Here is a 14,504-nt window from a genome sequence, read left to right on the forward strand (position 1 = left end):
ACGCAGGTCTCGTGGGCTCGGAGATGTGTATAAGAGACAGCGTAAAAGCCAGAGCAGAAATAGTTCCCAAGACACCTAGGAGAGCTAAACTTAACTTGATTTTTTTCATCAGCTTATTAAATTTTAAACAGTTAATAATGAGCTATTTATTTGAATTTTAGTCTATAGGCTTTCATTTGGGGTCCGATAATTATCACAGACCCCATCAGAAAACTTATTATCAACTAACTTATTATATTTACTTTAGTCGTTTTGAACCATATATGGATTGGCCTGTATTTCTCGTCTTGGAATTAAAAACTGCCACCTGTTATCTCCAGCAGGCACTTCCATTGATGCCGATGTAGCCAATGTAGAGGTTGTTCCCGTACCATTTCTATTCAATGTCTTGTCTAATCGCTTCAAGTCCAGAAAACGGAAACCTTCGCCCCATAGTTCAATTCTTCTTTGAGTTAGAATGATTTCCAATATGCCTGAAAGATCCTGTGGCGTTTCGTATGAAGGATCTCTGTTAATGGCCAGTGTTTTAAGGATGGCTTCTGCTTCTACATTTAAACTTCGATGTGCTTTTGCTTCTGCTGCGATCAAGTACATTTCAGCTGCACGCATAAAAGGAATATCACCGGCACTAACGGCAGGATCGGAAACCACAAATTTCTTTTGCATGTATAATGCCCTAACTTGTGAAGGTTCTGACAATCCGGTACCGGCGTTGATTACTCCAGGAAAGTTTAGATAATCATTCACATTATTGCAGAAAAGTTTTTTCCTAACATCTGTATTGGAAATTTCGCCATATAATATTTGATTAATTTTTTTGGGATTTGGCCTGGTATGTGCCGAATTAAAATTAGAAGACATATAAGCATAAAAGGACCCATAAGTAGGCAATTGCTCAGGCAATTGATGTGCGCCCCACATCCACTCAGAATTTTTCATATCGGTAAAACCATCCAAGTATGCTGCATTTGACATTAATTGATACCCTTGAAGTGCCTCAAGTGCATATTTTGCGGCATCTTCCCATTTATCCTGGGTTAAAGCTACCCTAGCCTTAAAACCCTTTGCTACGCTAACATCCACATGGGTCCTATATATACCTCTGGCCGATGCACCTGTTAGATAAATAATCGCCTGATCTAAATCCTTATTAATTTGTGTATATACCTCTTCTACTGTAGCTCGTGGTTGTGGCGCTTCAGAATATGTGGTCATAATGGGCACTCCTAGATTCGGTTTACCAGAAGCGTCATTATTAGCTGGAACTCCATTTACAACATTATATCTTTTTGCAAAAAGCTGTACCAACATGTGATGTGCCCACCCCCTTAAGGCTAAGCATTCACCCTTGATGGGATTTTTTTCTGCATCAGTAGCGCCTGGTACCGTATCAATGCCATCCAATATGCGATTAATATTAGCAATTACACGATAGTACATCCGATAAGAAAAATACGGCAGATCATTAGTAGCTGCACGATGATCGGTCCATTTGTAGGCTCCCCTAAAATAGCTCGTTCCCGCCGCAGTATGTACAATATCTTCGCCCATAAAATCCATCACAATCATAATGGCTGCATGGCCATCCTGTTCCTGATCAGAATATTGCATATAAAGTAATCTGTATACACCGTTAAGTGCCACCCTTACATTATTGATATTATCGAACAGTTTATCTGAAGAAATCTGATCCGAAGGTTCTGTATCTAAATAACTCTTCTTACATGAACCCAAGCTAAAAAATAGAAGGGTTAATATCAGATATGGAATATATTTTTTCATTGTATTAAATACTTATAATGTTAAATTAAGGCCAAAACTAATAATACGAGAAGGTGCATAGGTATAAGATGCCGACCCCGTATAAGTTTGTGTTGGATCTAAACCTTTTCTCTTAGAAGTAATGAAGATGTTCTCTCCATTCACATATGCCTTTGCATTGGTTAGCTTTAACCTAGACAAGAACCTTTTAGGCAGGTTATAGGTTAGCGCTACTGTTCTAAGATTTAGATAATCGGATTTTATCAGCCATCGGTCACTTTGGGATAAGTAAGAAGTCGAATTGGTGAGTTTATTGATATCTGTTACATCTCCCGGTTTTTGCCAACGTTGTAGCATATCTTTATGCAGGGCCCTACCATTGGTAGAGGAAGAAGTACTTCCCCTATACATTAAAGACTGATAGTCATTATCATAGGTATATCCACCCACCTGATAGATAAACAACATTTGCAGAGACCAGTTTTTATAGGTAAAGGTATTGTTTATGCTACCAAAGAAATCGGGTATGGCACTACCAGCAAAATACTGTCTTGCATAGGTACTACTGGATGACAAAGTATCTCCATTTATGATCACCTGGCTTGCCGTTGGCACATCGCTACCTTTTTCTGGCCTATAAAGATTTGTACCTGTTGCAGGGTTTACCATAGCCCAATCATCTAACCAATATTCATACATAGACTGACCAGTCTGATATTTTTTGGTCACATTGATACGGCCTTCGTATGACGATGGTAATGAAAGTATCTTATTGCTGAACTTGGTCCAGTTTATATCTATATTCCAATTAAAATTCTTAGTCTTTATAGGAACTCCCGTCAACTGTACCTCTATTCCCTGATTGCGCATACTTCCAAAGTTATCTTCACGTGTCAATACCCCTGAAGTTAATGGCATATTTACATCAAACAATAGATTTTTAGATTGGCGCCTAAATAATTCAATGGTAGCTCCTACCCTATTCTTAAGTGCAGAAAATTCCAAAGCCACATCGGCATTCATATTCGTTTCCCATCTTAGGGAATCATTCCCTAATTGTCCAAATATCATCCCTGGCTCCGTTCCATTATTATAACCTAAGGTATATAGGGTCTGATAAGTAAAATAAGAACCTGTACGATCGTTACCTACTTCTCCATACGAGCCTCTCACTTTCAACTGGTCGATCCATTTCACTTTGAAAAAAGCTTCCCGATCTATATTGTAGGCACCACTAACCGACCAGAAATTACCCCAGCGATAATCTGGGTGAAACCTTGACGATCCATCACGTCTAAATGATCCGGAGAGTAGGTATCTTCCTTTATAACTATAATCCAATTTCGAGAAATAGCCTTCAGTTTTATAATCCCTATCGTAAGACCCTAAGCCAGTTGTAGTGGTCATGTTATCTAAAACTGACAATCCACTTATCCCTTCACTTCTCTTGGCACCACTTAGGTAATCATAGTAGCTCCAATAATTTTCATGACCTAGCAATACGGTAACTTTATGTCCGTTAATGTTTTTTGTCCAATTTAATAATTGGTTAAAGTTCAGATAGTAGCTTGTGCTATTCACGCGAGTAGTACGCCCAACACCTACAGCATCTCCCATCACGCTATTATCATAAACGTTACTTCTATAATTACCTAAGTTTACACTTAGATTCGAGGTAAACTTAAAATTCTTTAAAAACTTAGCTTCTACATTTGTTACTGCATTCACCGAGTTTCTACGAACCTGATTGATATTGTACAATGTTTCATAGACTACATTCCTACCAGTAAACAATGGTCTGTAATCTCCCACATCATACACCTTGTTTCCCTGCGCATCAAGAACATAAGCACCCGTTATCGGATCGTGCTTAAAAACGGGATATATAGGAGCAAGTATTAAATCGACATAAAAAGGATTTTCATTGATACCGCTACTTTCATTGGCCTGATCTGATTTGGTATAATTACCAAATACGTTCAATCCAAATTTCAGCCAGTCTCTTGGTGTTGAATTTACTCTTAACCTGCCCGAAAAACGTTTAAAATCGGAACCTTTTACATAGCCGTTCTCATCCAAGTAGTTGACAGAGACATAATGGTCTGTTTTAGCAGAGCCTCCGCTTAAGGTAACAGACATATCGGTCCTCATGCCCAGTCTCTGCAGTTCCTTTCCAAAACTTAGGTCATCAGGATATAGTAATCTGGCATTTGGGTTCAATCTCCCATTTGCTAAAACAATCTCATCATCTGCCACATTAAAAGGGTTCCATCCCACATACCCCTTTAATCCTAGTGTAGCCGTATTAGCTGCATTAACACTATCCACCGGATTAGTACTGGTGCCTAATGTACCATTTCTCAAAGCTTCCCAAACCACAGGGAAATACTCATAAGTATTTAAAGTCTCATAGTTTGGTAAACCTCTTTCTGAAAAAGCTTGTGTTAGCTTTGCTGTAATATTGTTTTTACCACTTGTTCCTTTTTTGGTTGTGATTAAAACTACACCATTGGCAGCCCTTGCCCCATAAAGTGCGGTTGCCGATGCGTCTTTTAAAATTGAAATATTGTCAATATCTTCCGGATTAATGTTGCTGATCACCCCTTCATAAGGAGCGCCATCTAGCACATACAAAGGAGCATTATCTCCCGTTATAGAACCAAAACCTCTAATCCTGATATCCGGTCCTTCGCCCGGCTGTCCGCTACCTGCTGTAGTTTGCACACCAGGAGAGGCACCTACAATGGCAGAATTCAAGTTACTGATAGGTCTTTGCTCAATATCTTTGGCAGAAATTTTTGTCACAGAGTTGGTCAATTCACTTTTTGTAGAAGTCCCAAATGCAATAACCACCTCGTCCAATTGTTTGCTATCCTTTACCAGAGTAACTTCGTATTTGATAAGTGCCGTAAGTGGAACTTCTTTGGTTACATAACCAATATAAGTTAACAGCAATATTTTGTCGCTAGCCTTAACATTTAAAGAGAAATTACCTTCTGCGGTACTGATGGTACCTGCTTGGGATCCCTTTACCCTTACGGATACACCAAATAAAGGCGATCCATCTTCTTCATCTGTAATTTTACCGCTAATTACCCTATCCTGCTGAACTACATTATCCTCCGTATTTATCGTTTCACGTACAGAAATCGGTTTAAGGGAAATGATCTTGTCTTCAATGGTATAATTTAATGACATTCCCTTTAACAATGTTGTTAATACGACATCGATGGGTGCATTGGAAAAATTCATTGAAACGATCTTTTTATCTGGCACTTCTTTACTGTTGTAAATAAAGTAATAACCAGTTTGGACACGAAGTTCCCTGAACACTTCTTTTAAAGTAACGTTCTGTTTTTTAATGCTTACATTTTGGCCTGATGTTTTGGCACTTACATGTAGGGCAAAAACAAACACAATGATGGCAATGATTCTCATAACCAATAAGGCTTTTTTTAATAGTAGTTTTTGTTTGGTCGAAAAATCGGCTCTAAAAATAGAACCAGACAATCTACAATGTATTTTTTCTTTCATACATTTGTACATAAGGGTTTAGGATAAATAGTGTTCTCGTTATTATTTTTTTAAGCCTGAATTTTGCTTTTCCTGGTTGCCGCCAGGAAAAGCTTTTTCTTTTCTTATTTTTTCATGCAGGTGATTACATTGTTATCAATGCCAAACCTAACGTCTCCAGTTGATTCCAATGCTTTAAGCACCTTCGAAACATTTGAATTTCTAGGTATAACTCCGGTAAAGGAAATATCTGGTTTATCACCTTCATACTTTACCTGAACATTGTACCACCTGGTCAAGTCTTTCATAATTTCGTCAATATTGGTATTGTTGAATACAAAAAGGTCGTTCTTCCAAGCCATTACCTCTTCGATATTGGCCTCTACCTGCTTCGTCTCTTTCGTATTTTCCGTATATAAAATTTGCATTCCAGGTTTTAGTATCTCTGAATGTCCATTTTTGGAAAATTGTACCGAACCTTCAAGTAGGGTAAGTTCAGATCGATATTCATCTGGATATGCCATTACGTTAAAATGTGTACCCAATACCTTAATTTCTGAACTACCATTCAATACATAAAATGGTCTTGTTTTATCTTTTGCTATTTCAAAATAGGCTTCACCTTTAATCTCCACTCTTCTATCATCTTTTGCAAAAGCAGCAGGGAACCTAATAGCGGAAGATGCATTTAGCCATACCTTACTTCCATCAGATAAGACCACGCTAAAAACACCACCTGCAGGTGTTGACAAGGTGTTTATCTTCTGTATTTCATCTTTCGTATCACTATTCTTTACCCGATAAACCACCTGTCCGTTATGGTCTCTCTCGATCATGATATCCCCTTCGCTAGCCAATTCCCCCTTTGCATGTTGATCCAATATGATCTTAGAACCATCAGCTAAGGTCAAGGTTGCTTTATTTCCTCCGGGAACCACATCATTACGGTACGAAAGCGCAACTTTTTTACTATTTTCTTTTGAGCTAGAAATATGCAACAAGGTAAATCCACCAATTAAAAACAACATAGCTGCAACTGCATATTTCCATATGGCAGTATATTTTGTAACCATACGGCTTTTCTGTTGGGTAATATTGGCATACATGGCATCCCAGTCTATTTCATGAACCTGAACATCAGATTGAACCTGTTTATTGTGCTCGTCCATAAAGGACAACACCCTTTCTTTGGTATCTGGATCATTGATGTAAGCAAACAGTTCTATGTACTCTTCCCGGCTTATAGTTTTAGCTATATACTTCTGAAAAAGTTCATTTAACCTTTTGTTTTCGTCTGCCTGCATCTGATGTTCTTGATTGTTCATTTTATATTTTTTAATGGTTGCTTTTACTTCACCACCAATAAAGTTTGCTTCTGGGCATGAGCTCCACCTTTGTTAATCCATAGGATATAAGCCCCCGTTGGTATTCCAGCTAAATCTAACTTTACATTTTCACGTAAACCTACCTGAGCAAAACTCTTGGTCAGTACTATTTTTCCGGTCAAAGATATCAGATTTAGGGAAATGATACCATCTAATGAAGATGGTGATTTTACCCATACATAGGCATTAGCTGGATTGGGATATATAGTGGTCTTTTCGCTATTGATGCCAAAAGTTAAGGCCTCTATCCCTAAAATTGTAGGTTTGCCATCATTATCGTATTGCGTTAGTCTATAATAATTTGTACCTGACAATGGCCTTGAATCTGTATAATTATATAAGCTAGCCTCGTCGGTATTGCCTATAGAAGCGATAGTTTTAATGACTGTAAAATTATTTAAAGAAGAACTTCTCTCTAAAGTAAATTTTTGGCTATTACTTTCATTCAGTGTTTTCCAACTTAGAATAGCACTACTACCCTCTTTTTTCGCTTTAAAGTATTCGAAAGTTACCGGCAAGGTACCCTGAAATTCATATGCCCCCAAATCTACAGCTCCATCAGCAATACGTGGGTTTCCACCCAAATCTGTAGTAATACTCACAGGAATTAGGGCATTATCTCCTTTTTGCGTAGCTGCACCTTCAACCAACCTTAAGAAATTTACATCACTTGAACTTGTACTAGCAAATAATTTCGTAGGAGATGCATTAACTATATTGTTTGAAAAGGAATCATCCGAACCGGCGGTCATTGCATATACCTGAAAAAGATTATTTTTAAAGGTTAGGATAGCAGTAACAGAAGCCCTTATATCTGCATAATTACTTGTAGAAATGTTGCCATTAAATATATTATTATAAAGCGCTATTGTAGAATTTGCCGCATTGGCAAAAAAAGATATCGCGCCACCAGAACCATTGGAGGCCTTATTTTGGTAAAAAGTACAGTTTATAATCGTGGCGGTTGTCATTACCCCTGAGCTTCCAGCCGAAACATATACTGCCCCTCCACTTGAACTGCTTTCATTGTTGTAAAACAAACCATTATATATGTTTGCAATTCCAGAAGCCAAATATATAGCCCCGCCTACACCACCATTTGATTTATTGGTTAAAAATTTTGTATTGAGAATATTTAGCAAACCTGTAGAACTATTAGAATAATATATAGCTCCTGATGTAGAAGCAGCCTCATTTTCAGAAAAAGTGCAACTTTCTAACGTAAAACTAGGTGTATTAGTTGTACCAGATACCCTAGTAATGTAAATTGCCCCTCCAGAAGTCCCACTTTTATTACTTAAGAATTGAACATTATTAAACAGTAATATTCCTGATCCAGAAGTATATAAGTAAGCAGCACCTCCTGCTCCCGTACCTTCATTATTCTTAACCATCAAATTGCGAAATTCTATCTTACCTGAAGCTGCTGAACCCCTTAAATTGATAGCAGCTCCTTGATTTTGGTCCAAATCAAGCCCAGCAGTTACTGTTCCTGTACCATTTGCATAGCCATCTTGAATAGTAAAACCATCCAAAATAGCTTTTTCTGTGCCATTATCACTTATCCTAGCCGTTATTATATGATAAGCATTGTCTGTTTTATCGCCAATTGCGCCTAAATCTCCACTCAATATTGTAATATTGGATATGTAGTTTCTATTGTTCAATGACACTTCTGAAAGGTCACCTAGAAATCCTCCATATATTTTGACACCAGTCCTTAAAATAAACGCCATGTCTCTATCTGTAGTCGATGTGGTTCCATCAACTAAAGTAGAAGAAATTTTCTCCGTAGGCTTATAGGTCCCTGCGGCCACCCAAACTTCGTCTCCAGATGCGGATGCATTGATCATACCCTGTAGATCTGCCGAGGCATTGGTCCAAGATGAACCATCTCCTGTTCCCGTTGCTAAAGGTTTTACATATCTGACTGTTTGTGCAAAAAGCGACAAAGAGGTGAGAGCGAGAAAGATAAAAATAAGGTAAAGTTTTTTCATAAAAGTTGGTTTAGGTTTGTTGTTGCTTATATAGACTGACCAAACAAACAGACGGACCGTTTAAAACCGATTTTTTTCAAAAAACTTTAAAACTTGGCAAGAAAGTTAAGGGAAGGGTACTAACTGCCTTAAAATATGAAGTAACCTACTTTTACGAAAACAGATTCAATACTATTAATAAAGAATGGTTGTTATAAGAAAAACTTCCAAAACAGCATAAAATAAAGGATGTTATTATGTCTGGAAATATGGTATTTCAAGTGCTTCAATACTTCAACGATGACATTCTTTACCCTGCTCTTAGACAAACCTACTGTTTGGGCAATTTCTTCATGGCTCATATTTTGGTACCTGCTCATGTTAAATATTTCCTGTTTCTGAACAGACAGTGTTTGAAGAATCCTAGATATCAGCAAAGTACTTTCCTTTAGGTTAATCTGCTCATCAATATTATTTAACGATATAGAGGTATTGATCCAGGCATTATTTACCATTTTTTCATTTCTGCTAATCTTGGCAAGATAATCGTAAGTCTTATTTCTGGCAATGGTATAAATATAATTCCGGGGATGTTCTATGGCCAATAATTTCTCTTTGTTTTGCCAGATTACCAAAAAGGTCTCCTGAACAATTTCTTCTGCATCTGCTTTACTGTGCACAAATGAATCAACGAAAGACAATATCTTAGCTCGGTAAAGGCTAAACATTTTACTAAAAGCCAAAGAATTTCCATCCGAAATCTCCTTTAACAATAGTTTTTCTGCTGTTAAATCGTATAAAGCCATTAAAATTATTCAAGTATGAACCGAACAATCCATTAGAGATAGATATATTACGGTTAGTTTGTCTGTTTAGGTTGAATAAAATTAACAATCTTATTTATTAATCAAAAGAAAATTTTATAAGTTTTAATTTTTTTGAAACATTAATGTTAAAAAGATAATCAATTACATAAAAGAACAGCCCTTTTCAAGAGGCTGTTCTTTATACTTGACCTTAGGTTATTTTGAAAAGTTAAGCTTAACCCCCAATTCTACCCCCCCATAGGTGTATTTTTTAAGGTTACTGTTAATGGGCATCGTGTAAGATGCTTGCATTTGATATTTTTTCAACACATTATAACCTAATCCAAATGACAGGCTATTACTGCTATGGTAGAAAGCCATCAAGTTAAATTTATCTTCAGAAAACTGTGCATTCACACCAGCGTCGATAATATTATCGTATCCTTTTAATCCACGATAGAATATTTTTGGAGTTAAGGTTACCGGACCCTCCAACAGTTTATACGCTGCAGAAAAATAAAATGTGCTATAGCTATAGCCATCGTTCACCTCTTCACTGTAAAACACGCTTCTTAAATTAGGAGCAACCGCACTTAAGCTTAAGTGATCGTTAGCATAATGAACACCAAAATCACCATCAAAAATATAACCCTGATCATTAAATTGCTGTACCAATTGATCATCTACTTGTCCAATAATATTGGCGGCATTGATCTCTAAAGAACTTACTCCAGCCGAAATACCAAACCTTAAATTTCCTTTATCGGATAGTTGCAAATTATAGGCATAGGAAGCAGCAAACCTATTTACATTGATTAATCCATCCTTATCAGTATTAACATATAAGCCAAATCCATTCTTTCCTTTTCCATAATCAAGTGTTGCAGTATTTGCAACCGACTGGCCATTATTTCCTGTTAGATTATTTTTATAAGACAGCCCCAAATTCAGTCCTTGTCTTTTCCCTGCAACAGCAGGATTATATAAATATTCGTTTAAAAAATACATGGATATCGGTGGGCTCACCTGTGCATTAAGTTTTAGGGTACCTAAAAGAATTACAGCATAAACTGCAGTGCTATATAGAAGTATTCTATTTCTTTTCATTGATGTTTGGTTAAACATATATGGTTAAAATTATTTAGTCTAATAATGGTTTTGGGAAGCAGGTCATCTACCTTTTATGATGGTAATGGTTCCTTTGATTGGCTTAAGTCCGGCTCCGATATTGATTTCGTAGTAATAACTACCAGTATCAAGTACACCACCATTATAGGTACCATCCCAATCATTTTGATAGTTATTTTTTCTAAACACTACCTTTCCTACCTTATTGTATACCATCACTTCGTTTTTAGGATACATCAATGTAAGATTTTCAACTACCCAAAGATCATTCTTGCCATCTCCATTTGGCGTTAAGATATTATTTGGTGTCAGTTGGCCGCTATATAATTTCAAGGTCACTGATACTTTTCCGCTCGGGTTACTTGTTCCCAAAGTAGGTTCGCTAGTAACAACATAAAAAGTGCGAAGACCAGCACGTAGTTCCTCAACAAAGTTAAAGTTCCAAACGCCCCTAGCATTCGTTGTTGTGGTTGTAGGATAGGCTACACCATCAACATAGATAGTAACCGTACTTAATGGCTCTCCTAATCCACTCAATTTAGGTCTATAACTGGTTAATACACCATTTACTACATTGGCCACAGCAGGTGCCCCCGGATCTTCCATTAAATTATTAATGTATACTTGAACATATACATTTTCATCTTCATTTAAATTATTAACGGGCTTCAATCTTAAACTAAATAATTTCTTAGTTTCATAATCTATTGCAGCACTATTGTTTACCACAATGACCCCTGTAGCTGGATTGATCGCAAATGCATCATTTGAGTTTCCCGCAATAATTGCCCATGTAATCGTACCTGTCAGATTTGTAGTTGGACTGGCTACTCGCGTACCTTGCGGGCTATTTTCGTCAATGTAAACTTTTAAAGGATCGGCAAGAGGGCCATTATACTCTATTGCGCCTAAATCTACCACTCCATGAGCTATCCTATTGTTGCCTAAAATATCGGTAGTTATTATTGATGGGACAAAAGTATTCTCCCCAGCATTTACTGCCTGGCTAATTTGTTGTAATTGAAGAAAATCGGGATTGTTTACATCTTCGCTATCAAATTCTGGATTAATGCCCACCATATTTCCATTTACACCATCCTGTCCATATTGTTGCGTTATGGTATGTTTTACCTCTAGATTGGTGCCTGCTGCTAAATTAATCAAATCAGGGCCATCTATCGCAGCTGTATTTGCATAAACGATACTATTGTATATCTTAACTAATGATGTGCCATATCCAGCTACAACAGCTCCACCTTTATAAGTCGCGGAGTTTCCGTAAAAAGTTGAGTTAATAATGGTAGGGGCTGTATTAGATGATACAAACACTGCACCTCCCCCAGCAAGCGCTGTAGCAGATGCACTAGTATATAAAGATGAATTGTTATAAAAAATGTTGTTCACTAGGATGGGAGAGCTTACCGAAGATGCTGATAAACTATAAATGAAAAGAGCACCTCCACTACTGGTGGCTTTATTCCTATAGAATTTATTACTTTTTAGAGTTGTACTGTTAGAAGAAAAATAAATTGCTCCAGCACTAGTTGCCGCTTCATTACCCTCAAACCTTGTATTTTCAATGATGCAATCCTTAGTATTAGTACCCAAATAAATGGCACCTGCATTGGCCGTTAGAGACTTATTATTTAAAAATGTTGAACCAGTTATATTAAAGTTTCCGGTAAGGACACTGTATATAGCCCCTCCAGCAGCATTAGCAACGGTGTTATTCTCAAAGGTACTGTTCTCTATTACCAATGAGTGGGTGCTGGACCTCGCATAAATAGCACCACCGGCAGCCACAGATGAATTTCCTTTGAAAGTATTGTTGCTAAAAATAACTGTAGGTGTACCACTACTTGAATATAAGTATACTGCACCTGCGCCGTAAGTCGTTCCACCAGACTTATTACCTATAAACTGTACATTAGTAAACTTATAACTTCCAGTTCCAGAAATATATAGATAGACAGCACCTGCATAATCTGTCGCCTCATTGTTTTTAATAATAAGGTTAGTATAATCTACAGCAGTTGTAGTTCCTCTACTTGCTATTGCTGCCCCACAATTCTGCGGAATTGATAAAGTACCCGAAAAATTTACACTCCCTTCTCCATTGGCATAACCATCTTGAATGGTAAAACCATCGAGCGTACAACCTGCGGTAACACTATTACGCGTACCAACAACATGATATGCATTATCTGATTTATCTCCGATAACCCCTAAATCGCCGCTTAGTATGGTAATATTAGCGGTATAGTTTCTAGCTGTTAACGCTGTTTCAGTGCCATTAAAACCTCCGTATATCTTAACACCCCCCTTTATGATAAAAGACTTATCTCTATCAGTTGTTGGTGCTGGGGGCGTGCCAGTTGCTAATGTGGCAGCAGCAAGTTCGGTTGGATAATATGTTCCTGCCGCAACCCAGACTTGGTCGTTTGCAGCTGAAGCATTAATCATGGCTTGTAAATCCCCAGAAGCATTAGCCCAAGAAGCTCCATTACCTGTAGCCCCGGCTTTAACATAGCGAATAGTCTGTGCTATTGCATCTGTAACCAGCAGTAGAGAGAAGAAAAAAAGCAATGTGTAAAGTTTTTTCATCTGTAATAATTAGTTTTTAGTGATGATAAAACCACCCTAACGAGAGATAAGGATAGTTTCATATTAGTTAATTAGTTTGTTAGGTTTATTGTAAAAAGAGGCAAACATATATTTAATCAAAAACAACGGCTATTCATAGACGTTCGTTTTTTCATCATTTACAGGTTTAATCCCTTAAAACTATATGATAGACTGTTATAAAAACAAACAGGACCATTTTAATCTATTTTTTTTGATCCGCAGTCAATTTCTGTCTGTTTACCCTACTTTATTTTAATAATTTTCGGTACAATAGCCAGTTATTATAGTCTATTGTTAAAGCTTTAAGGCTTTTCAATAAAAATTTAAAATTATATAAAATGAAACTTTTAAAACTGAGTCTCTTCTTTCTGGTATTTGCAGCTAACATGGCATATGCTCAAAAATGGGAAGTTGGAAAAACCTACACTGACGAAGAAAAATGGACAGAATTTGTGGTTGGTGATATGCCTCTTATAATTAGCGTACCGCACGGGGGAACCACCTTGTTAACAGATGCTGCTATCAGGAGTTGCAAAGGAGCGGTCACGGTAACCGACACCCGTACCATTGAACTGGCCAAAGAAATAGAAAAAGCTTTTTTAGCCAAGTACCACGTTCGTCCGTTCATTATCATTTCTAACCTATCGAGAAAACATTTAGATCAAAATAGAGACCTAGAGGAAGGAACTTGTGGGAACGAATCTTTGAACAAAACTTGGAACCAATTCCATGATTATATAGATACAGCCTTAGCTATAGCTACCAAAAAGTTTGGTAAGGCCATTTATATTGATCTACATGGTCACGGACATAGCAAGCAGCGTTTAGAGTTAGGTTATACCCTATCGGCCGATGAACTAAGGGGATTGGACAAAAATCCATCTAAAAATAGCAAATTAGTTGCCAAGTCATCGGTAGCCAATTTACTTGCCATCGATAAAAAATTGGACATCAATCAACTTTTAATCGGCGATAATTCATTTGGCACCTTAATTACCGCTGCAGGTTTTGAAGCAGTGCCATCTAAACAAGATAATGCCCCACTTGAGGAAGATAAATATTTCAATGGTGGCTACAATACCAGAAGATATACTTCAGAAAAATATCCCAACGTTTTCGGCTGGCAGATCGAAAGCAACTACAAAGGTGTTCGTGATAAGGCGGGCAGCCCCCTATTTGCCAAATCATTTGCCGAGGTGATAGCCAGTTATCTTAAAACCTATCTAAACATCAACCTTTAATCTAAAATAAGCTCAAAAACAAAAAAGGTTCCAACAAAATTTGTTGGAACCTTTTTTTAGTCTGGTATA

At 37.2% G+C, this 14,504-nt stretch carries 8 protein-coding genes; 1 reads left to right on the forward strand and 7 read right to left on the reverse strand.

What is annotated here, in order from left to right; genetic code table 11:
- Positions 1-243 precede the first annotated feature (243 nt).
- The 7 genes from JHD79_RS05185 to JHD79_RS05215 all read right to left on the reverse strand — a co-directional run bounded on the left by JHD79_RS05185 (position 244) and on the right by JHD79_RS05215 (position 13,173).
- Positions 244-1,782 (reverse strand): RagB/SusD family nutrient uptake outer membrane protein, encoded by a 1,539-nt coding sequence (locus JHD79_RS05185; protein ID WP_199118148.1) that lies wholly within the window; start codon positions 1,780-1,782, stop codon positions 244-246.
- A gap of 12 nt (positions 1,783-1,794) precedes the next feature.
- Positions 1,795-5,295 (reverse strand): SusC/RagA family TonB-linked outer membrane protein, encoded by a 3,501-nt coding sequence (locus JHD79_RS05190; RefSeq protein WP_199118149.1) that lies wholly within the window; start codon positions 5,293-5,295, stop codon positions 1,795-1,797.
- A gap of 104 nt (positions 5,296-5,399) precedes the next feature.
- Positions 5,400-6,599: a FecR family protein gene (locus JHD79_RS05195; protein ID WP_199118150.1), complete on the reverse strand. Its 1,200-nt coding sequence runs from the start codon at positions 6,597-6,599 to the stop codon at positions 5,400-5,402.
- A 23-nt stretch (positions 6,600-6,622) separates the two neighbouring features.
- On the reverse strand, positions 6,623-8,656 hold the full coding sequence (locus JHD79_RS05200; RefSeq protein ID WP_199118151.1) for a T9SS type A sorting domain-containing protein: 2,034 nt from the start codon (positions 8,654-8,656) through the stop codon (positions 6,623-6,625).
- Between the two features lie 191 nt (positions 8,657-8,847).
- A complete protein-coding gene (locus tag JHD79_RS05205) occupies positions 8,848-9,441 on the reverse strand; it encodes a sigma-70 family RNA polymerase sigma factor (RefSeq protein WP_199118152.1) in 594 nt (197 codons plus the stop codon).
- A gap of 216 nt (positions 9,442-9,657) precedes the next feature.
- A complete protein-coding gene (locus JHD79_RS05210) occupies positions 9,658-10,548 on the reverse strand; it encodes a PorP/SprF family type IX secretion system membrane protein (RefSeq protein WP_199118153.1) in 891 nt (296 codons plus the stop codon).
- A gap of 63 nt (positions 10,549-10,611) precedes the next feature.
- Positions 10,612-13,173 carry a gliding motility-associated C-terminal domain-containing protein gene (locus tag JHD79_RS05215; RefSeq protein WP_199118154.1) on the reverse strand — a complete coding sequence of 854 codons (2,562 nt, stop codon included), beginning with the start codon at positions 13,171-13,173 and terminating at the stop codon, positions 10,612-10,614.
- Positions 13,174-13,532: 359 nt separating this feature from the next.
- Between JHD79_RS05215 and JHD79_RS05220 the strand changes: the two genes are divergently transcribed.
- Entirely contained in the window at positions 13,533-14,435 is a 903-nt protein-coding gene (locus JHD79_RS05220) for a hypothetical protein (RefSeq protein WP_199118155.1), read from the forward strand.
- The last annotated feature ends 69 nt before the right edge of the window (positions 14,436-14,504 follow it).

Source organism: Pedobacter sp. ASV28 (assembly GCF_016428855.1).
Lineage (GTDB): Bacteria > Bacteroidota > Bacteroidia > Sphingobacteriales > Sphingobacteriaceae > Pedobacter.